This is a genomic window from Pseudomonas sp. Pseusp3, assembly GCF_047304225.1.
Lineage (GTDB): Bacteria > Pseudomonadota > Gammaproteobacteria > Pseudomonadales > Pseudomonadaceae > Aquipseudomonas > Aquipseudomonas fluorescens_CD.
The window spans coordinates 1-20,909 of sequence record NZ_JBGLYV010000001.1; the positions used below are offsets into that span (position 1 = coordinate 1).

General features: G+C 59.8%; 23 protein-coding genes. 1 reads left to right on the top strand and 22 read right to left on the bottom strand.

Annotated elements, in window-relative coordinates; translation table 11 throughout:
* Positions 1–96: 96 nt before the first annotated feature.
* The 21 genes from ACCD00_RS00005 to trmJ form a co-directional block, all read right to left on the bottom strand.
* On the bottom strand, positions 97–888 hold the full coding sequence (locus tag ACCD00_RS00005; protein ID WP_413420822.1) for an amidohydrolase: 792 nt from the start codon (positions 886–888) through the stop codon (positions 97–99).
* Entirely contained in the window at positions 876–2,024 is a 1,149-nt protein-coding gene (locus tag ACCD00_RS00010; RefSeq protein WP_413420824.1) for a pyridoxal phosphate-dependent aminotransferase, read from the bottom strand. Before ACCD00_RS00010 ends, ACCD00_RS00005 begins: the two co-directional genes overlap by 13 nt.
* A 122-nt stretch (positions 2,025–2,146) precedes the next feature.
* Positions 2,147–3,619 (bottom strand): ribosome biogenesis GTPase Der, encoded by a 1,473-nt coding sequence (gene der, locus ACCD00_RS00015; RefSeq protein WP_413420826.1) that lies wholly within the window; start codon positions 3,617–3,619, stop codon positions 2,147–2,149.
* A gap of 236 nt (positions 3,620–3,855) precedes the next feature.
* The gene (gene bamB, locus ACCD00_RS00020; RefSeq protein ID WP_413420828.1) at positions 3,856–5,007 is read right to left on the bottom strand and encodes an outer membrane protein assembly factor BamB; all 1,152 of its coding nucleotides are present in this window, start codon (positions 5,005–5,007) and stop codon (positions 3,856–3,858) included.
* On the bottom strand, positions 5,000–5,641 hold the full coding sequence (locus ACCD00_RS00025; protein WP_413420830.1) for a YfgM family protein: 642 nt from the start codon (positions 5,639–5,641) through the stop codon (positions 5,000–5,002). The genes bamB and ACCD00_RS00025 overlap by 8 nt, the downstream gene beginning before the upstream one ends.
* A 41-nt stretch (positions 5,642–5,682) precedes the next feature.
* Positions 5,683–6,972 carry a histidine--tRNA ligase gene (hisS, locus tag ACCD00_RS00030; protein ID WP_413420832.1) on the bottom strand — a complete coding sequence of 430 codons (1,290 nt, stop codon included), beginning with the start codon at positions 6,970–6,972 and terminating at the stop codon, positions 5,683–5,685.
* A gap of 37 nt (positions 6,973–7,009) precedes the next feature.
* The gene (ispG, locus tag ACCD00_RS00035) at positions 7,010–8,119 is read right to left on the bottom strand and encodes a flavodoxin-dependent (E)-4-hydroxy-3-methylbut-2-enyl-diphosphate synthase (protein ID WP_003185136.1); all 1,110 of its coding nucleotides are present in this window, start codon (positions 8,117–8,119) and stop codon (positions 7,010–7,012) included.
* Between the two features lie 3 nt (positions 8,120–8,122).
* Complete coding sequence (locus ACCD00_RS00040) at positions 8,123–9,163, bottom strand: RodZ domain-containing protein (protein ID WP_413420834.1); 1,041 nt, start codon at positions 9,161–9,163, stop codon at positions 8,123–8,125.
* Positions 9,163–9,921: a type IV pilus biogenesis/stability protein PilW gene (gene pilW, locus ACCD00_RS00045; protein WP_413420836.1), complete on the bottom strand. Its 759-nt coding sequence runs from the start codon at positions 9,919–9,921 to the stop codon at positions 9,163–9,165. The genes ACCD00_RS00040 and pilW overlap by 1 nt, the downstream gene beginning before the upstream one ends.
* Positions 9,922–9,933: 12 nt before the next feature.
* Complete coding sequence (gene rlmN / locus ACCD00_RS00050) at positions 9,934–11,082, bottom strand: 23S rRNA (adenine(2503)-C(2))-methyltransferase RlmN (protein ID WP_008020261.1); 1,149 nt, start codon at positions 11,080–11,082, stop codon at positions 9,934–9,936.
* A gap of 28 nt (positions 11,083–11,110) precedes the next feature.
* Positions 11,111–11,536: a nucleoside-diphosphate kinase gene (gene ndk / locus ACCD00_RS00055; RefSeq protein WP_007903599.1), complete on the bottom strand. Its 426-nt coding sequence runs from the start codon at positions 11,534–11,536 to the stop codon at positions 11,111–11,113.
* Between the two features lie 88 nt (positions 11,537–11,624).
* Positions 11,625–11,825, bottom strand: coding sequence for a Fe-S cluster assembly protein IscX (gene iscX, locus ACCD00_RS00060; RefSeq protein ID WP_413420839.1), 201 nt, complete (start codon positions 11,823–11,825; stop codon positions 11,625–11,627).
* Positions 11,826–11,839: 14 nt separating this feature from the next.
* Positions 11,840–12,181, bottom strand: a complete 342-nt coding sequence (gene fdx, locus ACCD00_RS00065) for an ISC system 2Fe-2S type ferredoxin (protein ID WP_085715824.1) — start codon at positions 12,179–12,181, stop codon at positions 11,840–11,842.
* A 2-nt stretch (positions 12,182–12,183) separates the two neighbouring features.
* Entirely contained in the window at positions 12,184–14,046 is a 1,863-nt protein-coding gene (hscA, locus tag ACCD00_RS00070) for a Fe-S protein assembly chaperone HscA (protein ID WP_413420841.1), read from the bottom strand.
* 51 nt (positions 14,047–14,097) lie between these two features.
* Positions 14,098–14,619, bottom strand: coding sequence for a co-chaperone HscB (gene hscB / locus ACCD00_RS00075; protein WP_413420843.1), 522 nt, complete (start codon positions 14,617–14,619; stop codon positions 14,098–14,100).
* A gap of 8 nt (positions 14,620–14,627) precedes the next feature.
* Complete coding sequence (gene iscA, locus ACCD00_RS00080; RefSeq protein ID WP_003227904.1) at positions 14,628–14,951, bottom strand: iron-sulfur cluster assembly protein IscA; 324 nt, start codon at positions 14,949–14,951, stop codon at positions 14,628–14,630.
* 34 nt (positions 14,952–14,985) lie between these two features.
* Positions 14,986–15,372, bottom strand: a complete 387-nt coding sequence (gene iscU, locus ACCD00_RS00085; protein ID WP_007982746.1) for a Fe-S cluster assembly scaffold IscU — start codon at positions 15,370–15,372, stop codon at positions 14,986–14,988.
* 101 nt (positions 15,373–15,473) lie between these two features.
* The gene (locus ACCD00_RS00090; RefSeq protein WP_413420845.1) at positions 15,474–16,688 is read right to left on the bottom strand and encodes an IscS subfamily cysteine desulfurase; all 1,215 of its coding nucleotides are present in this window, start codon (positions 16,686–16,688) and stop codon (positions 15,474–15,476) included.
* Between the two features lie 50 nt (positions 16,689–16,738).
* On the bottom strand, positions 16,739–17,230 hold the full coding sequence (gene iscR, locus ACCD00_RS00095) for a Fe-S cluster assembly transcriptional regulator IscR (RefSeq protein WP_007982741.1): 492 nt from the start codon (positions 17,228–17,230) through the stop codon (positions 16,739–16,741).
* A gap of 272 nt (positions 17,231–17,502) precedes the next feature.
* Positions 17,503–18,279, bottom strand: a complete 777-nt coding sequence (gene cysE / locus ACCD00_RS00100) for a serine O-acetyltransferase (protein ID WP_413420847.1) — start codon at positions 18,277–18,279, stop codon at positions 17,503–17,505.
* Between the two features lie 2 nt (positions 18,280–18,281).
* The gene (gene trmJ / locus ACCD00_RS00105; RefSeq protein WP_085715829.1) at positions 18,282–19,052 is read right to left on the bottom strand and encodes a tRNA (cytosine(32)/uridine(32)-2'-O)-methyltransferase TrmJ; all 771 of its coding nucleotides are present in this window, start codon (positions 19,050–19,052) and stop codon (positions 18,282–18,284) included.
* Positions 19,053–19,198: 146 nt separating this feature from the next.
* Here trmJ and suhB point away from each other — a divergent pair, with 146 nt between their 5' ends.
* A complete protein-coding gene (gene suhB / locus ACCD00_RS00110; RefSeq protein WP_007982736.1) occupies positions 19,199–20,017 on the top strand; it encodes an inositol-phosphate phosphatase in 819 nt (272 codons plus the stop codon).
* Positions 20,018–20,279: 262 nt separating this feature from the next.
* Here suhB and ACCD00_RS00115 read toward each other — a convergent pair whose 3' ends face one another.
* Complete coding sequence (locus tag ACCD00_RS00115; protein ID WP_085717085.1) at positions 20,280–20,828, bottom strand: glycine zipper 2TM domain-containing protein; 549 nt, start codon at positions 20,826–20,828, stop codon at positions 20,280–20,282.
* Positions 20,829–20,909 lie beyond the last annotated feature (81 nt).

The following is a 20,909-nucleotide window of genomic DNA, read 5'->3' on the forward strand; positions in this document are numbered from 1 at the left end:
CCCCCCCCCCCCCCCCCCCCCCCCCCCCGCGCCAACAAACCCCATCTGGGGGGGGGGGGGCGCCCCGCGAAGAGGCCCTGTCAGACAGTAAAGATTTCAGGTGAACTCGAAGGTATCCGCATCCAGATTCGCCGGAAACCGCGTGCGATAGGCTGCCAGTTCCGCAGCATCCAGCACCACCTTGAACACCCCGTCAGCCTCCCCGGCACTGAGCAACGTCTCGCCCTGGAAATCCAGCACCTGGCTGTCACCGGTGTAGGCAAAGCCTTTGCCGTCGGTCCCGATACGGTTCACTGCCGCCACATAGCACAGGTTCTCGATCGCCCGCGCAGGCAGCAAGCGATTCCAGTGCTGGCGCCGGGCGCCTGGCCAATTGGCGGTGTACAGCAGCAGATCTGTATCCTGGGCGTCACGACTCCACACCGGGAAGCGCAAGTCGTAGCAAATCAGCGGCCGCACTCGCCAGCCCTTGAGCTCGAACTGCACCTGGCGCTCGCCGGGGGTGTAGTGGTTATGTTCACCGGCCATGCGGAACAGGTGACGCTTGTCGTAATGCAACACCTCGCCATCCGGGCGCGCCCACAGCAAGCGATTGCGATGACTGCCGTCGGTTGCCTGGACGATCACGCTGCCGGTAATCACCGCATCAAGCTGCGCCGCCTGAGCCCGCAGCCATTTGCTGGTCGGGCCGTTTTCCGCTTCAGCGAGGGTCTCGGACTCCATGGAAAAACCGGTGGTGAACATCTCCGGCAGAATGATCAGGTCAGCGCCGCGAGCCTGTTCCAGCAATGGCTCGAAATGCTCCAGGTTGGCCTGACGGTCGTGCCAGGCCAGGGACGTCTGGATCAGCGCCACGTTCAGATTGGGCAATGCACTCAGATCACGCATAGTTTTTCCGCCGCTTCACGCAGGGTCTCCTCACGCTTGGCAAAGCACAGCCGCACCAGGCGCTGGCCCTCTGGTGGAGTCTGGTAGAACACCGAGATCGGAATACTGGCCACGCCATGCTCGCGAGTCATCCACAGGGCCATCTCGACGTCATTGAGGTCCGGACGGATCCGCGAGTAATCGACCAGCTGGAAATAGGTGCCGGTCACCCGGGTGAAGCTGAAACGCGACGGTGCCAGCAGATCGCAGAACAGATCACGCTTGGCCTGATAGAAAGCCGGCAGCTCTTCGACGTGCTCAGGATGCTCGGCCATAAAATCGGCCAAGGCATATTGCAGCGGCGTCACACCACAGAAATTGACGTACTGGTGCACCTTGCGCAATTCCGCCGTCAGGGCCGGTGGTGCGACCACATAGCCGGTTTTCCAGCCGGTGACGTGGTAGGTCTTGCCAAACGAACTGACCACGAAAGCACGCTGATACAGCTCTTCATGAGCCAGCACGCTGACGTGGGGCACGCCGTCATACACCAGGTGCTCGTAGACTTCGTCGCTGATCACATAGATATCGCGATCACGGATCAACGCTGCCAACTGATCGAGTTCGGCACGACTGATCAGCGCACCACTAGGGTTGTGCGGGGAGTTGAGAATGATCATCCGCGTGCGCGGGCTCAGTGCCTGGGCAAGCTTCTCGAAGTCGATACTGAAATCGTTCAGGCCCAGTTGCACGTGCACGCAACGACCACCGGCCAACTCTACCGAGGGCTCGTAGCTGTCGTATGCCGGGTCAAACACAATGACTTCATCACCGCTGTGGATAACCGCCTGAATGGCACAGAAAATCGCCTCGGTCGCGCCGGGGGTAACCGTCACTTCAGTATCCACATCCACCTGCGCGCCATAACTGCGGGCGATCTTCGCCGCGATCTGCTGACGCAACACCGGCAGCCCGGTCATTGGCGAGTACTGGTTATGGCCGCTGGCGATATGTCGGCCGACCGCATCGCACAGGGCCTGCGGGGCCGCGAAATCGGGAAAGCCCTGGGACAGATTGAGCGCGCCGGTCTGTGCCGCGAGCTGAGACATCTGAGTGAAAATAGTGATGCCGACATTCGGCAGCTTGCTGGTGATCATCGGTGGTTCCCTGCTCTACACCCGGCTCTACGGCGGCGCGGGGGAGTCCGAGGATAGCCCAAACCGCAGGCATGAAAAAGGGCGCCATCGGCGCCCTCTTCTTCCCACGGGAAAAACCTGAATCAGCGCTTGTCGCGACGCTTCTTGTCGGCCTTCTTGTGGTGCGACATCAAACGACGCTTCTTGTTGACCTGGCGGTCCGTGAGCGTGTTCTTGTTGCCTTCGTACGGGTTCTCGCCGCCCTTGAACTCGATGCGGATCGGCGTACCGACCAGCTTCAGGACACGGCGATAGGTGTTTTCCAGGTAACGCACGTAGGACTTCGGCACCTTCTCGATCTGGTTGCCGTGGATCACGATGATCGGCGGGTTCGCGCCACCGAGGTGGGCATAACGCAGTTTGATCCGGCGGCTGTTAACCATCGGCGGCTGGTGCTCGCTGACCGCGTCTTCGAGGATCTGGGTCAGGCGGCTGGTCGGCCAACGGGTAACCGCAGACTTGAACGAGTTCTGTACCGACGCGTAGAGGTTGCCCACGCCAGTGCCGTGCAGGGCCGAGATGAAGTGGATATCGGCGTAGTCAACGAAGAACAGTCGACGTTGCAGCTCGACCTTCACGAAGTCGCGCTCGCTCGGCGTCATGCCGTCCCACTTGTTGATCGCGATCACCAGCGCACGACCCGACTCAATGGCGAAGCCCAGCAGGTTGAGATCGTGATCCACCACGCCTTCGCGGGCGTCCATCACGAAGATCACCACGTTGGCGTCTTTGATCGCCTGCAGGGTTTTGACCACGGAGAACTTTTCGACTTCTTCGTGGATCTTGCCGCGCTTGCGCACACCGGCGGTATCGATCAGCGTGTACTTCTCGTCATTACGTTCGAACGGGATGTAGATACTGTCGCGGGTGGTGCCGGGTTGGTCATAGACGATTACCCGGTCTTCGCCGAGCATGCGGTTGACCAGCGTCGACTTGCCGACGTTCGGCCGGCCGATGATCGCGATCTTGATCCCGTCTTTTTCGCTTGGGCCAGGGATGCGCTTGGCTTCCTCGCCTTCGGCGACGATCTCTTCCTCTTCACCTTCCTGCGGCTCGTCATCGTCTCGCGGGAATTCACTCAGTGCCGCTTCCAGCAACTGGGTGATACCACGGCCGTGGGCGCCGGCGATCGGGATCGCATGGCCCATGCCCAACGGGGCGAATTCTGCGCGGGCCATTTCCGGGTCGATGTTGTCGACCTTGTTGGCCACCACGTGAGAACGCTTGTTACGTTTGCGCAAATGCTCGGCGATCATCTGGTCGGCGGCGGTAAAACCGGCCTTGGCATCTACCAGGAACAGAACGACATCCGCTTCTTCGATGGCCAGCAGCGACTGCTCGGCCATCTTTTCGTCCATACCATGCTCGTCACCGGAGATACCGCCGGTGTCGATCAGAATGTAGGAACGCCCTTGCCACTTGGCCTCACCGTACTGGCGATCACGGGTCAGACCGGACAAGTCGCCAACGATGGCGTCACGAGTCCTGGTCAGGCGGTTGAACAAGGTGGACTTGCCGACGTTGGGTCGGCCCACCAGGGCGATTACGGGAACCATGCGGCTCTCCACTTCGTTATTTCAGAAAATACAAAAGCCGCTGCGAGGCAGCGGCTGGTGCTCGGGGCAATCACCGTGTGCTTTTTTGTAGGAGCGAGCTTGCTCGCGAAAAACGCAAAGACACCGCGTTAATCCAGATTGCCAACGTAATCGTTGACGTCCATCGCGAGCAAGCTCGCTCCTACACTCTTACAAACGGTGAAGCAGCCGGGGGTGGTTAACCCCAAGCATAGTTCTTACTTGATGGTCAGGGCTTCCAGTTTGCCGCTGTTGCCATACACATAAATCGTGTCACCCATCACCAGCGGACGGGCACGCAGGCCGTCGCTGTCGATGCGCTCGCGGCCGACGAAACGACCGTCCACCTGACTCAGCAGGTGCAGGTAACCTTCCAGGTCACCGACTGCAACGTAGCTGGAGAACACTTCCGGGGCCGACAGTTGACGACGGGCCAGCGAATCGTTGCTCCACAAGGCTGTGGTGGAACGCTCGTCGACGCCTTCAACGGTACCCGAAGACAGGCTCACATATACGGTGCCAAAACCCTGGGCGACACCGGCGTAGCTGGAAGCATCACGCTGCCAGAGCTGACGGCCGCTTTGCAGGTCCAGAGCGGCAACGCGCCCCTGATAGCTGGCGACATACAGCGTCTCGCCCGACAGCAACAAGCCACCGTCGATATCGACCACGCGCTCCAGCTCCGAGCGACCTTGCGGGATCGCTACGCGCTGTTCCCACACCGGTACGCCGTTGGAGATATCCACGGCAACCACTTTACCGGTCGACAGGCCAGCCACCGCGAGGCGGTTGGTCACGATCGGCGCACTGGTACCACGCAGGGTCAGTACCGCAGGGGTGCTGTCATAGATCCAGCGACGATTACCGGTGGAAGCATCCAGGCCGATCAGACGATCGTCCTGAGTCTGCACCACCACAACGTCACCGTTGTTGGCTGGCGGTGCCAGTACTTCGCTGGACACGCGAGCGCGCCACTTTTCTTCACCGTTGATGGCGTCCAGGGCAACGATTTCGCCCTTGAGCGTACCGATGGTGACCAGACCGTAAGCTACGCCAACGGCGCCAGAGACAGGCAGCTCAAGATCTTTCTTCCATTTGACGTCGCCCGTGTTGCGGTCCATCGCCATCAACACGCCAGTGACGTCGGCGGCATAGATGGTATCGCCATCGATGGCCGGAACCAGCATGTTGTAGGTTTCGCCCTGACCGTCACCGATCGAACGGCTCCACTGCTTGTGCAGAACCACTTCTTCCTTGAAGTCGACCAGTTCGGCCGGAGGCAATTCTTTTTTGCTGTTGCTGCTGCAACCCGCGGCCATCAGGGCCAGAGCCAGCAATGCTGCATGTTTCCAACGAATCACGTCACGCATCCCCTTTGGCCAGGTCGTCCAGCTTGATTTGCAGGCCACCGACCGCCGCTTCATCCGACAGTGCCGCCTTGGCTTTTTGATACGCCGCGCTCGCCTCATCGGTACGACCCAACTGCACCAGCAGGTCGCCCTTGAGCTCTTCACGAGTGGCCAGGAATGCCTTGTCGGCATCGCCTTCGAGCAGTTTCAGCGCTTCGTCGGCCTTGTTCTGCGCACCGAGTACCTGGGCCAGACGCTGACGGGCGATTTCGCCCAGCGCCGGGTTGGCCGGCTTGTCGACGATGGCTTTGAGCTCGCTGGCCGCGTCGTCCAGCTTGCCGCTGTCGACCGCCACTTTGGCGACGAACAGGCTGCCGTACTGCGCGTAGGCGCTGCCGCCGAACTCGCTGTTGAGCTTGCCGGCCAGGTCCGAAACACGGGCCGCATCAGGCTTGCCGTCAGGCGTCAGCGTGGTTTCGAGCAATTGCTGATAGAGAATCGAGGCGCCTTGCGACTGATTGCTCTGATACTTGTGGAACGCCTGCCAGCCGAACACGATGACCAGCGCAAACAGGCCGCCAGTAACCAGGGGCTTACCGTTGCGAGACCACCATTCCTTCAATTCCGCCACATGTTCGTCTTCGGTACTCGACACCCCAATACTCCTTAATCGCTAATTCGGCTGTTTAGACAGCTTCAACCCTGCACGACGCAGGTGGCCAGGTGTGCTGCAAGCGCATCCCAGGCAATGCTTTGTTGTTCGCCCTGGCCACGCAGGGGTTTGAAACCTACCACTTGCTGGGCCATTTCGTCGTCACCGAGGATCAGCGCATACAATGCGCCGCTCTTGTCGGCTTTCTTGAACTGGCTTTTGAAACTGCCGGCACCGGCATTCACTTGCAGGCGCAGGTTCGGCAACTGATCACGCACGCGCTCCGCCAGGGTCAGGCCGGCGAGTTCGGCGGCTTCGCCGAAGGCGCAGAGATAGACATCGACCTGACGGGAGATCTCTTGCGGGATCTGCTCCAGGGTTTCCAGCAACAGCACCAGGCGTTCGATGCCCATGGCAAAACCAACGCCGGCGGTCGGCTTGCCGCCCATTTGCTCCACCAGACCGTCATAACGGCCGCCAGCGCACACGGTGCCCTGGGCGCCGAGTTTGTCGGTGACCCATTCGAAAACGGTCTTGCTGTAGTAATCCAGCCCGCGAACCAGCTTCGGGTTGATCACGTAAGGAATGCCGGCGGCGTCCAGGCGAGCCTTGAGGCCCTCGAAATGCACGCGGGATTCTTCGTCGAGGTAATCGGCCATTTTCGGCGCATCGACCAATACCGCCTGGGTATCGGCGTTCTTGGTATCAAGAACCCGCAGCGGGTTGGTTTTCAGGCGACGCTGGCTGTCTTCGTCGAGCTTGTCCATGTGCGCCGAGAGGTACTCGACCAGCGCTTCACGATAACGGCCGCGGGATTCGCTGGTACCCAGGCTGTTGAGCTCGAGCTTCACCGCATCGCGGATGCCCAGTTCGCCCCACAGGCGCCAGGTCAGCACGATCAGTTCGGCGTCGATGTCCGGACCGTCGAGGTTGAACACCTCGACACCGATCTGGTGGAACTGGCGATAGCGGCCTTTCTGCGGACGCTCGTGGCGGAACATCGGGCCGATGTACCAGAGTTTCTGCACCTGACCACCGCCGGTGATGCCGTGCTCCAGCACTGCGCGCACACAGGCCGCCGTGCCTTCGGGGCGCAGGGTCAGGGAGTCGCCGTTACGGTCGTCGAAGGTGTACATCTCTTTTTCGACGATGTCGGTCACTTCACCGATGGAACGCTTGAACAGTTCGGTGAACTCGACGATCGGCATGCGGATCTGCTTGTAACCGTAGTTATCCAGCAGGCGCGAAACGGTGCCCTCGAAATGACGCCAAAGGGGAGTCTGTTCGGGCAGGATGTCGTTCATGCCACGAATGGCTTGCAGAGACTTGCTCACATTAAATCCTTAAATTCGTTCGGCTCTTCAGTCGGGCTCAGCCACGCGCAATGACGGCAGCGTCGGCTTCGACCTTTTCGGCCGCTTTCTGGCGGATCAAGCGTTCAAGCTCATCCACCAGATTGTCATTCGTCAGTTTCTGCGACGGCTTGCCGTCGATGTAAATCAGGTTCGGCGTGCCGCCGGTCAAGCCGATATGGGCTTCCTTGGCTTCACCCGGGCCGTTGACCACGCAACCGATCACCGCGACATCCAGCGGCACCAGCAAATCTTCGAGGCGCCCTTCCAGCTCGTTCATGGTCTTGACCACATCGAAGTTCTGCCGCGAGCAGCTCGGGCAAGCGATGAAGTTGATGCCACGGGAACGCAGGTGCAGGGATTTGAGAATGTCGTAGCCGACCTTCACTTCCTCGACCGGGTCGGCCGCCAACGAGATGCGGATAGTATCGCCAATCCCTTCGGCGAGCAGCATACCGAGGCCCACGGCGGATTTCACCGTGCCTGAACGCAAACCACCGGCTTCAGTGATGCCCAGGTGCAGCGGCTGGACGATTTCCTTGGCCAGCAGGCGGTACGCTTCGACGGCCATGAACACGTCGGACGCTTTCACGCTGACCTTGAAATCCTGGAAGTTCAGGCGCTCGAGGTGCTCGACGTGACGCAATGCCGACTCGACCAGCGCAGCCGGGGTCGGCTCGCCGTATTTCTTTTGCAGGTCTTTTTCCAGGGAACCGGCGTTCACGCCGATACGGATCGGGATCCCGCGGTCACGGGCGGCATCGACCACTGCGCGCACGCGGTCTTCGCGGCCGATGTTGCCCGGGTTGATCCGCAGGCAATCGACACCCAGTTCGGCTACGCGCAACGCGATCCGGTAGTCGAAGTGGATATCGGCAACCAGGGGCACCTTGACCAGCTGCTTGATCTTGCCGAAGGCTTCGGCGGCGTCCATGTCCGGTACGGAAACCCGCACGATATCGACGCCGGCCGCTTCAAGGCGGTTGATTTGCGCGACAGTGGCCGCGACATCGTTGGTATCGCTGTTGGTCATGCTCTGCACAGCGATAGGCGCATCGCCGCCAACAGGCACGTTACCGACCCAGATCTTGCGAGATTCGCGACGTTTGATTGGAGATTCGCCGTGCATGACTTATTGACCCAACTTCAGGCGAGCAGTCTCGCCACTGGTGAACGGAGCGACATCGACCGGCTGGCCGTTGTAGCTGACCTGAGCGCCACGGGCAAAGCCCAGACGCACGGCAAACGGTGGTTTGCCATTGACTGCCAGGCTGTCGCCTTTGCGTTTGAGACCGCTGAACAGCACCTTGCCGCTACCGTCGGTCACTTGTGTCCAGCAATCGGCAGTGAACTGCACCTGAACCTGGCCTTGGCCGGCCACCGGTGCGGTTACCGCGGGAGCAGGTGCCGGAGCGACAGGAGCGACCGGCGCAGTCACCACCGGGGTCGGGGCGGCAGGAGCAGCCGGGGCCGGAGTTGCCGGGGTCACAGGCGCTGCGACGACTGGCGCTGAATTATGAGCGGGTGCGGCTGGCGTAGCTGGCGCTGCCGGGGTGGCTGGCGCAGTCGCCTGGGCCTCCACTGGTGCTTCAGCCGGAGCGTCGGCCTGTGGCAGCGCGAGGGCGGTTCCGCCTTCGGTCTGGCCTTCCGCGACAGCCTGGTCTTCCGGCTCGTCCAGCGGATGAATCTGTGTCGTACCGTCGGCGCCTTCGACTTCAACGTGTTCCGGTGCCAGACCGATCAGGTCCTTGGTGCGCATCGAGGTCTGGTCCTGCCACCAGACAAAACCGCCACCGATCACCGCGATCAGCAACAGCAGGCTGACAATTCGCAAAATGGTGTGGGAAACCCGGACCGGTTCTTCGATACGACCCAGGCTATGAACACTGCTGCCCTGGGAATCGGTACCGGTGGATTGATCGAACTGCTGGACCAGAACCGCCTGGTCCATGCCGAGCAACTTGGCATAGGCGCGAATATAACCACGGGCAAAGGTATGCCCAGGCAGCTTGTCGAAAGCGCCGGCTTCCAGATTGCTCAGGGAAGTGGTGGTGAGGTTGAGCTTGAGGGCCACTTCGGCCAGCGACCAGCCATTGCTTTCGCGAGCCTGGCGCAAAGTCTCACCGGGGTTAACGCGATTCGCTGCTACAACTTCGGGATGCGCCGCTTTCATCATTGCTCCGACAGGTATTGCTGATATTCCGGCGTACCGGGATAGAGTCGTTTTAGTTGCAGGCCTGCACTGGCGGCCTTGTCGCGATCATCAAACACTTTTGCCAGCCGAACGCCGAGCAATAGACTACGTGCATTTTGCTCGGCAAGCAGGCTAAAACGATCGTAGTAGTCACGCGCGGGCACATAATGCCTGTCTTCGTAAGACAACTCAGCCATTTCCAGCAATGCACGAGGTTGTTGGCGGTTCAGGCGCAGGGCTTTTTCCAGTTGCTGCCGGGCCAGCTCACGCTCTCCCAGCATTGAAGCGGTCATGCCGAGGTTTTCGAATACCCGTGAACGTTCAGGATACAGGGTATCGGCGGCCGCTTGTTCAAAGCGCACGTAGGCTTCCTTGTAACGCTTCTGCTCGAACAGAAAACTGCCGTAGTTATTGAGGATTCGTGCATCGGCGGGACGGGAAGACAGCGCCTTGCGAAAATGCTCGTCGGCCAGTTCCGGCTCCATTTCCGCCTGGAACACCAGCCCCAGCGCCGCGTTGGCATCAGGGTCGGCGCCATCCAGTTCCAGGGCCTTTTTCAGCGGGATCTTGGCGCGCTCGGTCATGCCCTGTTGCAAATACCCGATACCGAGTTGCACATATGCCTCACGCGCTTCATCACGGCCCTTGCTGGTCTTCATCGGGCTGTAGTCACCCGAAAGCACACAGCCAGCACACAGGCTGGCCAACAGCAAAAGCAGCGCAAAGCGCAGGGACATAGAGATCCTCTCTCAGTTGTTGTTCGCAGCGCCCGAAGCAACATCGCTGTCGGCGCTCAATTCACGCACGGCGATATAACGTTCGCTACGACGGGTGCGATCCAGCACCTGCCCTACCAATTGACCACAGGCCGCGTCGATGTCTTCACCACGGGTGGTGCGGACGGTGACGTTGAAACCGGCATGATGAAGCTGATCCTGGAAACGACGAATGGCGTTGTTGCTCGGACGCTCGTACCCGGAATGCGGGAACGGGTTGAACGGGATCAGGTTGATCTTGCACGGGATGTTCTTGAGCAGCTCGATCATTTCCACGGCGTGCTCGACCTTGTCATTGACGTCCTTGAGCAAGGTGTACTCGATGGTCAGCACACGCTTTTCGCCCAGGGACGACATGTAGCGCTGGCACGACTCGAGCAGCATCTTAAGCGGATACTTCTTGTTGATCGGCACCAATTGGTTACGCAATGCGTCATTCGGTGCGTGCAGGGACAACGCCAGGGAGACGTCGATGTGCTTGGAGAGCTCATCGATCATCGGCACCACGCCGGAGGTCGACAGGGTTACACGGCGCTTGGAAATGCCGTAGCCCAGGTCGTCCATCATCAGATGCATGGCCGCGACGACGTTGTCGAAGTTCAGCAGCGGCTCACCCATGCCCATCATCACCACGTTGGTGATGGCACGGTCGACGGTTGCCGGGACGCTGCCAAAGGATTTGTTGGCAATCCACACCTGGCCAATGACTTCGGCGGCGGTGAGGTTGCTATTGAAACCTTGCTTGCCGGTGGAGCAGAAACTGCAATCCAGGGCACAGCCTGCCTGGGACGAAACGCACAAGGTGCCGCGCTTGCCCTGGGGAATGTACACGGTCTCGACGCAGCTGCCGGACGCCACGCGCACCACCCACTTGCGGGTGCCGTCGCTGGAGATGTCCTCGCTGACCACTTCCGGACCACGGACTTCAGCAACAGCCTTGAGCTTTTCGCGCAAGGCCTTGCTGACGTTCGTCATGGCATCGAAATCATCGACACCAAAGTGGTGAATCCATTTCATTACCTGACCGGCACGGAAACGCTTCTCCCCGATTGAGTCGAAGAATTTTTCCATTTCCAGCTGAGTCAGACCCAGCAGGTTAGTTTTTACAGTCGATGTAGTCATGGATTCACCTTCACTCTTAAGCCAATGCTTAGCGAGTGGTTACTTCAGTAGCTGCGAAGAAGTACGAGATTTCGCGAGCGGCAGCGGCTTCGGAGTCCGAACCGTGTACAGCGTTAGCGTCGATGGAGTCAGCGAAGTCAGCGCGGATGGTGCCGGCAGCAGCTTCTTTAGGGTTGGTAGCGCCCATCAGCTCACGGTTCAGAGCGATAGCGTTTTCGCCTTCCAGAACCTGAACGACAACCGGACCGGAGATCATGAAAGCAACCAGGTCGTTGAAGAAACCACGAGCGCTGTGCTCAGCGTAGAAGCCTTCGGCTTCGGCTTTGGACAGTTGCTTCAGTTTCGAAGCTACAACGCGCAGGCCTGCTTTTTCGAAACGGGTGGTGATCTCGCCGATCACGTTTTTAGCAACGGCGTCAGGCTTGATGATGGAGAAAGTACGTTGAACAGCCATGGTGTAACTCCAGAAACGGTAATTTACGAAAAATTAAACCCGCGAATTATACGCGGGTTCTCGGGTATTGCCTAACCTGCGGCGTGGCTCAGTCGCGTTCTTCGATCCAGTGGGCCTGAATGGCCTCCAGGATCTTTTCGCCACAATGCTCAGGCATATCGTCGAAGTCGGGCAGTTCCATCACCCATTGACGCAGATCGACGAAATTGACCGACATAGGGTCCACGTCGGGCTTGCTTTCTGCCAGCTGGATCGCGATCTCCAGCACATCAGTCCACTTGAGTTTCATGACAATTCCTTGAATCAGTGTGGTGCTTCGGCTGCGTGGTTGAGCGAATACTTCGGAATTTCGACGGTCAGGTCTTCAGTCCCGACCTTGGCCTGACAGCCCAGGCGCGACTGAGCTTCCAGCCCCCAGGCCTTGTCCAGATAATCTTCTTCCAGTTCGTCGGCCTCTTCCAGCGAGTCGAAACCCTCGCGGATGATGCAGTGACAAGTGGTGCACGCACAGACGCCGCCACAGGCACTTTCCATCTCGATATGGTGCTCATGAGCCAGTTCGAGGATGGACGTACCGGTCTCAGCCTCCACAACCATGCCTTCGGGGCAGAACTTCTCGTGTGGCAGAAAAATGACCTGCGGCATCGTTATTCCTCAATCTCATTCAGGTTGCGCCCCGCCAGCGCGGCTTTCACCGTCGAGTCCAGGCGGCGGGCAGCAAAGGCGTCGGTCACTTGCGACAGACGCTTGGTCTGCTGCTCGATGGCGTAACCATCGGTACCTTTCATCAGTTCGGTCAATTCCTGCACCTGCAGCTCGATGACCATGCGCTCATCGGCGTCGAGCAGACGCTCGCCATCAGCCTCCAGAGCGGCCTGCACCGCTTCGATCAGGCGCTGGGCGTCGACCTGCTGCTCGCGCAGTACGCGGGCAACCTTGTCGTCATTGGCGTGCTGGAACGAGTCCTTGAGCATTTTGGCGATTTCGCCGTCGGTCAGGCCATAAGATGGCTTGACCTGAATGCTGGCTTCGACGCCCGAACCCAGTTCGCGGGCCGAAACGCTTAGCAGACCGTCGGCATCGACCTGGAAGGTCACGCGAATCTTCGCCGCGCCGGCCACCATCGCCGGAATGCCGCGCAATTCGAAGCGTGCCAGGGAGCGGCAGTCGCTGATCAGCTCGCGCTCGCCCTGCAATACGTGGATGGCCATGGCCGACTGGCCGTCTTTATAAGTGGTGAAGTCCTGGGCGCGGGCGACGGGGATCGTGGTGTTGCGCGGAATCACCTTCTCCATCAGGCCGCCCATGGTCTCCAGACCCAGGGACAACGGAATCACGTCCAGCAACAGCAGTTCGCTGCCGTCACGCTTGTTGCCGGCCAAGGTATCGGCCTGGATCGCAGCACCAATGGCCACCACTTGATCCGGGTCGATTTCAGTCAGTGGCTGGCGACCGAAGGCTTCGGCGACGGCTTCGCGAACACGAGGAACGCGAGTCGAACCACCGACCATGACCACGGCGTGCACGTCTTCCAGTTCGATAGCGGAATCACGCACCGCACGACGACAGGCTTTCAGGCTGCGGGCGACCATCGGCTCGATCAGCGCATTGAAGGCTTCGCGGGTCAGCTCGGCTTTCCAGGCACCATAAGCGACTTCAACCGACGCGGCGTTGGTCAGGGCTTCCTTGGCGACACAGGCGGTTTGCAGCAAGTTGCGTTGCGCACCTGGATCGAGGTCGGCGGACAGGCCGGCGCTCTCGATAATCCAGCCGGCGATCGCGTGGTCGAAATCATCGCCGCCCAGGGCGCTGTCGCCGCCGGTAGCCAGGACTTCGAAAACACCGCCGGTCAGGCGCAGAATCGAAATATCGAAGGTGCCGCCGCCCAGGTCATAAATGGCGACCAGGCCTTCGGCGTGTTGATCAAGACCGTAAGCCACCGCCGCTGCGGTCGGCTCGTTGAGCAAACGCAGCACATTCAGGCCGGCCAGCTTGGCCGCATCCTTGGTGGCTTGACGCTGAGCGTCATCGAAATAGGCCGGAACGGTGATGACCGCGCCTACCAGCTCACCACCCAAGGTCGCTTCAGCGCGTTGACGCAGGACCTTGAGGATATCGGCAGAGACTTCGACCGGGCTTTTCGGGCCCTGGATCGTGTCGATGAACGGCATGTGCGACTCGCCATCGACAAAGCGGTATGGCAGTTGCTCGCCCAATTGCTTGACATCGGACAGACCACGACCCATCAAGCGCTTGACCGACAGCACGGTGTTCAAGGGATCGGTGGCGGCAGCCAGCTTGGCGGACTCGCCCACCTCGACGCGATCGGCGTGGTAGCGCACAGCGGACGGCAGGATAACCCGCCCATCGGCATCGGCAAGAGGCTCGGAAAGACCACTGCGCAATGCAGCGACCAGCGAATTGGTAGTGCCCAAGTCGATCCCCACAGCCAGACGACGCTGGTGCGGTTGAGGACTTTGGCCGGGTTCGGCGATCTGCAGTAGGGCCATCGTTATCAGGACTTATCTGTATATCAGGCGTGCGACCGGAGCGGCACTGGGTTAATCGTCGAGGCGCTCTTCTAACTGGCGCACTTCGTAGGTGAGCTTGTCGAGGAACTGCATGCGCCGCATCAGGCGTTCAGCCTGTTCACGTTGCGCTGCATCATTCCAACAGGCTGCGAAACTGTCGTTCAGTTTTTCCTGAGCAACTTTCAGGCGGCGCTTGAACACTGCAACACCTGCCAGATCGGCACTGCCTTGCAGGTCTTCGAGCTCTTCGCGCAACTCCATCTGTTGCAGCAGGAACTCCGGATCATGCACCGTGACTTCCAGCGGCAGCTCGCCACCATTCAAGGCGAGCAGGTAGCGCGCGCGCTTGGGCGGACTCTTGAGCGTCTGGTAGGCCTCGTTGAGGCTCGCCGATTGCTCCAGGGCCAACCGTTGTTCGCGTTCGGAAGCGTCGGCAAAGCGGTCCGGATGAACGCCGCGCGCCAGCTCGCGATAGCGCGTAGCCAGCTGATCAAGGTCCAGGTTAAAACCCGGTTGCAGCTCGAATAAAGCGAAATGACAAGGAGTACCCACGACAAGCCTCAGATGTTGAAGCTTTCGCCGCAGCCACATTCACCGCGTACGTTGGGGTTGTTGAACTTGAAGCCTTCGTTCAACCCTTCCTTGACGAAATCGAGCTCGGTGCCGTCCAGGTAGGCCAGGCTTTTCGGGTCGATGATCACTTTTTCGCCGTGACTTTCGAACACCTGGTCCTCTGCAACCACCTCGTCGACAAACTCCAGCACGTAGGCAAGGCCGGAACAGCCCGTGGTGCGAACACCCAGACGAATCCCTTCACCTTTGCCGCGCCCGTCGAGGGAGCGCCGCACGTGTCGAGCAGCCGCTTCTGTCATGCTGATAGCCATCGGTGACTCCTTACTCGTCGCCAAAACTCGAAAATCAGATCAAGCCTTTCTTCTGCTTGTAATCGCGAACAGCCGCCTTGATGGCGTCTTCAGCAAGTACCGAGCAGTGGATTTTCACTGGCGGCAGGGCCAGTTCTTCAGCCAGCTGGGTGTTCTTGATGGTTTCTGCTTCGTCCAGGGTCTTGCCCTTCATCCACTCGGTAGCGAGGGAGCTGGAAGCGATAGCCGAACCGCAGCCGTAGGTCTTGAACTTGGCATCTTCGATGATGCCGGCGTCGTTGACCTTGATCTGCAGGCGCATCACGTCGCCGCACGCCGGAGCGCCGACCATGCCGGTGCCGACATCAGGATCTTCCGCGTCCATCTTGCCGACGTTGCGCGGGTTTTCGTAGTGGTCGATGACCTTTTCGCTGTAAGACATGATTCTCAATCCTCACTCATCAGGGCCGCTCTTGAGGCCCTGCAGTTACGCTGCGTCAGTCGCCGCGTCGCTACAGGAGCTGTATCCGGCGGCTTCTATAGTTAGTGTGCCGCCCACTCGATCTTCGAGATATCGACGCCGTCTTTGTACATATCCCACAGCGGCGACAGAGCGCGCAGCTTGGTTACGGCCTCGCAGACTTTCTGCGCGGCGTAGTCGATTTCTTCTTCGGTGGTGAAACGACCGAAGGTGAAGCGGATCGAGCTGTGTGCCAGTTCGTCGTTGCGGCCCAGGGCGCGCAGTACGTACGAAGGCTCAAGCGATGCCGAGGTGCAGGCCGAACCGGACGATACCGCCAGATCCTTGAGCGCCATGATCAGCGACTCGCCCTCAACGTAGTTGAAGCTCAGGTTCAGGTTGTGCGGAACGCGGGCGGTCTGGCTGCCGTTGACGTACAACTCTTCCAGGTGCTCGACCTGCTTGAAGAAACGATCGCTCAGGGCCTTGATGCGCGCGTTCTCGGCAGCCATGTCTTCCTTGGCTACGCGGAAGGCTTCACCCATGCCGACGATCTGGTGGGTCGCCAGGGTGCCGGAACGCATGCCTCGCTCGTGACCGCCGCCATGCATGGTCGCTTCGATGCGAACACGTGGCTTGCGGCTCACGTACAGTGCGCCGATACCTTTAGGGCCGTAGGTCTTGTGAGCCGAGAACGACATCAGGTCGACTTTCAGCTTCGAAAGGTCGATGTCGACCTTGCCGGTGGACTGAGCGGCGTCAACGTGGAACAGGATGCCCCTGGCGCGGGTCAGCTCGCCGATGGCCGCGATGTCGTTGACGGTGCCGATTTCGTTGTTCACGTGCATGACCGAAACCAGGATGGTGTCGTCACGCAGTTCAGCTTCGACCATCTCCGGAGTGACCAGACCATCGGTGCGAGGCTCGATGTAAGTCACTTCGAAACCTTCACGCTCCAGTTGGCGCATGGTGTCGAGGACAGCCTTGTGCTCAATCTTGGTGGTGATCAGGTGTTTGCCTTTGGTGGCATAGAAATGCGCCGCACCCTTGATTGCCAGGTTGTCGGATTCGGTGGCACCGGAGGTCCAGACGATTTCGCGCGGGTCGGCGTTGACCAGGTCGGCGACCTGACGACGGGCGTTTTCGACGGACTCTTCGGCTTTCCAGCCGAACACGTGGGAACGGGACGCCGGGTTACCGAAGTTTCCGTCGACCAGCAGGCATTCACTCATTTTTTGCGCAACACGCGGATCAACCGGGGTGGTCGCAGAGTAATCAAGGTAAATCGGCAATTTCATGGACTATCTCCTAAATCAGGCTGGCTGGCGTGCCGCTAGCTCTTTGGCTGTCATTCGACGGCGGACGCTTCAATCTTGTCCAGGCGTGGCACCTTGCTGTTGCAACGGCGCTGGTCCTGACGCTGGGCTACTTCTTGCACCTCACGGCGAGTCACAAGGTCAGCCAAGCTGATACCGCTCAGAAATTCGTGAATCTGCAGGCTCAGATCGCACCACAAGTGGTGAGTCAGGCAAGTGTCGCCGGAATGGCAATCACCCTGCCCCTGGCATTTGGTGGCATCGACCGATTCGTTCACCGCATCGATCACCTGGGCGACCTGGATGCCCTGCATGTCGCGGGACAATTGGTAACCACCGCCCGGACCACGCACGCTGGACACCAGGTTGCTGCGGCGCAGCTTGGCGAAAAGCTGTTCGAGGTAGGACAGGGAGATGCCTTGGCGCTCGGAGATATCGGCCAGGGACACGGGCCCGTGCTGCGCGTGCAACGCCAGGTCAAGCATGGCGGTCACGGCGTATCGGCCTTTTGTAGTCAGTCGCATGGACAATTACCACGGAGTTCGGAATGAGGCGAGTATGCAATTCCCGAGTATTTAAGTCAACTATAAGACCTAGTACTTTAGTCAGGTTTACCCGCAAAAGAGCGGCCGCATCATAACAAAGGCTGGACGGTTACAGCCAGCAGTACTGTAGGAGCGAGCATGCTCGCGATGGTCATCAACGATAACGCTGGGCGCCTGACGCCCCGCGGTGTTCTCAGGTCCATCGCGAGCATGCTCGCTCCTACAGGGTGGGGAGCATGCTGGTAAAACGTCTAGCTGGCCTGGCTCTGATCCTTGTCCTTCACACAGGCAAAGTCTTCTTCGCGCAGCTCAGGCAGATCCTTGGCACAGTAATTACTGCCCAGATCCTTCAACGCCCCGCACATCCCTTCCAGGCGTCCATCGACCGCCTGCAGGTGATCAAGCAACTGGTTAATGGCACGAGCCACCGGATCCGGCATGTCTTCAGTCACACCGTAGGCATCGAAGCCGATCTTCTCGGCCATGGCCTTGCGCTTGGCGTCCTGCTCTTCGTCGGGTTTGACGATGATTCGCCCCGGAATACCCACCACAGTGGCACCCGGCGGTACTTCTTTGGTCACAACGGCATTGGAACCCACCTTGGCGCCGGCTCCAACAGTGAACGGACCGAGCACCTTCGCGCCCGCCCCGACCACCACACCATCACCCAGAGTCGGGTGACGCTTGCCCTTGTTCCAGCTGGTGCCGCCCAGGGTCACACCCTGATAGATAGTGACGTCGTCGCCAATCTCGGCGGTTTCACCGATGACGATACCCATGCCATGGTCGATGAAGAAACGACGCCCCACCTTGGCTCCGGGATGAATCTCGATCCCGGTCAACCAGCGACCGAAGTTCGACACCAGCCGCGCCAGCCATTTCAGCTCCGCACGCCACAGGGCCGCCGACAAACGGTGAATCCAGATGGCGTGCATGCCCGGGTAGCAAGTCAGGACTTCAAAAGCGTTACGCGCCGCCGGGTCTCGATGGAATACGCTCTGGATATCTTCACGCAAACGCTCAAACATCATTAATCCTTCCGCTTTAGAAGCTCACCACGGGCCGCTTTCTGGGTTTCCGTGAGGATGCCACGCAAAATGTTCATTTCCGCCCGGCTGACCGAGCTGCGTCCGTACAACCGGCGCAGGCGCGCCATCAAGTGCCGTGGCTTTTCCGGATCGAGGAATTCGATGGCCACCAGGGTCTGCTCCAGGTGTTCATAGAATCGCTCCAGCTCATCCATGGTCGCCAGCTCGGCGCTTTTGACCGAGGCCACCTCTTCCTTCTCGACCTTGCTTGGCTGACCTTGCGCGGCCAGCCAGGACATGCGCACTTCATAGCTCAACACCTGCACCGCCGCCCCCAGGTTCAGCGAGCTGAACTCAGGGTCGGATGGGATGTGCACGTGATAGTGACATCGCTGCAGCTCTTCGTTGGTCAGGCCGGAATCTTCACGACCGAACACCAGGGCGATTTCCGCCCCCTGCCCTGCTTCCTCGACCACTTTCGCGCCGCATTCGCGGGGATCGAGCAGCGGCCAGGGAATCCGCCGGTCGCGGGCGCTGGTGCCGAGCACCAGGTTGCAGCCGACCAGGGCATCTTCCAAGGTGGCGACGACTTGCGCTTTTTCAAGGATGTCACCGGCACCGGAAGCTCGGGCATCGGCCTCGTGGTGCGGGAACAGACGAGGCTCGACCAGCACCAGCCGCGACAGGCCCATGTTCTTCATGGCGCGCGCAGTCCCGCCGATATTGCCCGGATGGCTGGTATTGACCAGGACGACACGAATGTTTTGCAGCAAGGGAGGCGCTCTCGAACATATATAGGGGGAGCAGAATCTTACAGCTCAAACTACCGTTAAGCCATGAAAGCGAACGTCGTCCTTCTCCTGTAGAAACTTTCTGATAGAATGCCCGGCTTTCTTTAACAACCTTAGGTGACACATCCATGCAGCCCATGCTGAATATCGCGCTGCGCGCCGCCCGCAGCGCCAGTGAATTGATCTTCCGCTCCATCGAGCGCCTGGATACCATCAAGGTCGACGAAAAAGACGCCAAGGATTACGTATCCGAGGTAGATCGCGCCGCTGAACAGAAAATCATCGACGCGCTGCGCAAGGCTTACCCGAACCACTCGATCATGGGTGAAGAAACCGGTATGCACGCCGGCACCGGCATCGAAGGCGAAGAGTACCTGTGGATCATCGATCCGCTGGACGGCACCACCAACTTCCTGCGCGGCATTCCTCACTTCGCTGTCAGCATCGCCTGCAAATACCGTGGCCGCCTGGAACACGCCGTTGTTCTGGACCCGGTTCGCCAGGAAGAATTCACCGCCAGCCGTGGTCGCGGCGCTCAACTGAACGGTCGTCGCCTGCGCGTCAGCGGTCGCACCAGCCTCGACGGCGCCCTGCTGGGTACCGGCTTCCCGTTCCGTGACGACCAGATGGACAACCTCGACAACTACCTGGGCATGTTCCGCGCCCTGGTTGGCCAGACTGCCGGCATCCGCCGCGCAGGCTCCGCGAGCCTGGACCTGGCCTACGTGGCCGCCGGCCGCTTCGACGCCTTCTGGGAGTCGGGCCTGTCCGAGTGGGACATGGCGGCAGGCGCCCTGCTGATCCAGGAAGCAGGCGGCCTGGTGAGCGACTTCACCGGCGGTCACGACTTCCTTGAAAAAGGCCACGTCGTTGCCGGCAACACCAAATGCTTCAAGGCAGTCCTGACGGCGATCCAGCCGCACCTGCCGGCCTCGCTGAAGCGCTAAGCGCCCAGCGACAGAAAAAGCACCCTTCGGGGTGCTTTTTTTATGCCTGGAATTTGCCCTCCAAAACACCACAATCCCACTGTAGGAGCGAGCTTGCTCGCGATGGTCGTCAACGATAACGCGGGAAGCCTGGCACCCCGCGGTGCTCTGAGGTTCATCGCGAGCAGGCTCGCTCCTACAGAGGGTTTGCAGCAACTCATAAGTCGCGCACACAAAAAAAGCACCCCGCAGGGTGCTTCTTTTTGAATCTGACTTCAGCGGATCAATGAGCCTGCTGATTCTCCGACAAGATCAACTTGCCCTCTTTATCCACAGGGATCTGGTTCCCCGGATCACGATCCATGCGCACATTGCCTTCCTTGCCGTCCAGCGAATAGCGCACGTCGTAACCGACAACCTTGTCGCTGATGTCATTCACCGTATTACAACGGGTCTGGGTCGTGGTGTAGGTGTCACGCTCCTGCATGCCTTCCTGCACCTTGTTGCCGGCGTAACCACCGCCAACAGCACCCGCGACCGTGGCGATCTTCTTGCCGGTACCGCCACCGATCTGGTTACCCAGTAATCCACCCGCCAATGCACCGACCACCGTACCGGCGATCTGATGTTGATCTTTCACCGGCGCCTGCCGGGTGACCGTTACATCCTTGCATACTTCACGTGGAGTCTTGATTTGCGTCTTGACCGGCTCAACGGCGAGTACTTGTGCGTACTCCGGGCCGCTTTTAACCAGGCTGTAGGTGGCCACAGCACCCCCGGCAGTCACACCGACAGCACCCAGTACAGCACCAACCAGCATCGACTTGTTCACATGAACCTCCTGACCATCACATACGGGATAAACCCGCGCTTCTCCCAGCCTTGGAGCATAAAAAAAGGCGCGAGTTCAACT

Coding starts and splice junctions, on each gene's coding strand:
- iscX (WP_413420839.1), bottom strand. CDS start 11,825: ATGAAACTCAAGTGGACTGATGTGCTGGAGATCGCGATCCAGCTGGCA.
- iscU (WP_007982746.1), bottom strand. CDS start 15,372: ATGTCTTACAGCGAAAAGGTCATCGACCACTACGAAAACCCGCGCAAC.
- hscA (WP_413420841.1), bottom strand. CDS start 14,046: ATGGCCCTACTGCAGATCGCCGAACCCGGCCAAAGTCCTCAACCGCAC.
- rlmN (WP_008020261.1), bottom strand. CDS start 11,082: ATGACTACATCGACTGTAAAAACTAACCTGCTGGGTCTGACTCAGCTG.
- ACCD00_RS00010 (WP_413420824.1), bottom strand. CDS start 2,024: ATGATCACCAGCAAGCTGCCGAATGTCGGCATCACTATTTTCACTCAG.
- ACCD00_RS00040 (WP_413420834.1), bottom strand. CDS start 9,163: ATGAAAGCGGCGCATCCCGAAGTTGTAGCAGCGAATCGCGTTAACCCC.
- suhB (WP_007982736.1), top strand. CDS start 19,199: ATGCAGCCCATGCTGAATATCGCGCTGCGCGCCGCCCGCAGCGCCAGT.
- bamB (WP_413420828.1), bottom strand. CDS start 5,007: ATGCGTGACGTGATTCGTTGGAAACATGCAGCATTGCTGGCTCTGGCC.
- cysE (WP_413420847.1), bottom strand. CDS start 18,279: ATGTTTGAGCGTTTGCGTGAAGATATCCAGAGCGTATTCCATCGAGAC.
- fdx (WP_085715824.1), bottom strand. CDS start 12,181: ATGCCGCAGGTCATTTTTCTGCCACACGAGAAGTTCTGCCCCGAAGGC.
- pilW (WP_413420836.1), bottom strand. CDS start 9,921: ATGTCCCTGCGCTTTGCGCTGCTTTTGCTGTTGGCCAGCCTGTGTGCT.
- ACCD00_RS00090 (WP_413420845.1), bottom strand. CDS start 16,688: ATGAAATTGCCGATTTACCTTGATTACTCTGCGACCACCCCGGTTGAT.
- ACCD00_RS00005 (WP_413420822.1), bottom strand. CDS start 888: ATGCGTGATCTGAGTGCATTGCCCAATCTGAACGTGGCGCTGATCCAG.
- ispG (WP_003185136.1), bottom strand. CDS start 8,119: ATGCACGGCGAATCTCCAATCAAACGTCGCGAATCTCGCAAGATCTGG.
- iscR (WP_007982741.1), bottom strand. CDS start 17,230: ATGCGACTGACTACAAAAGGCCGATACGCCGTGACCGCCATGCTTGAC.
- der (WP_413420826.1), bottom strand. CDS start 3,619: ATGGTTCCCGTAATCGCCCTGGTGGGCCGACCCAACGTCGGCAAGTCC.
- iscA (WP_003227904.1), bottom strand. CDS start 14,951: ATGGCTATCAGCATGACAGAAGCGGCTGCTCGACACGTGCGGCGCTCC.
- ndk (WP_007903599.1), bottom strand. CDS start 11,536: ATGGCTGTTCAACGTACTTTCTCCATCATCAAGCCTGACGCCGTTGCT.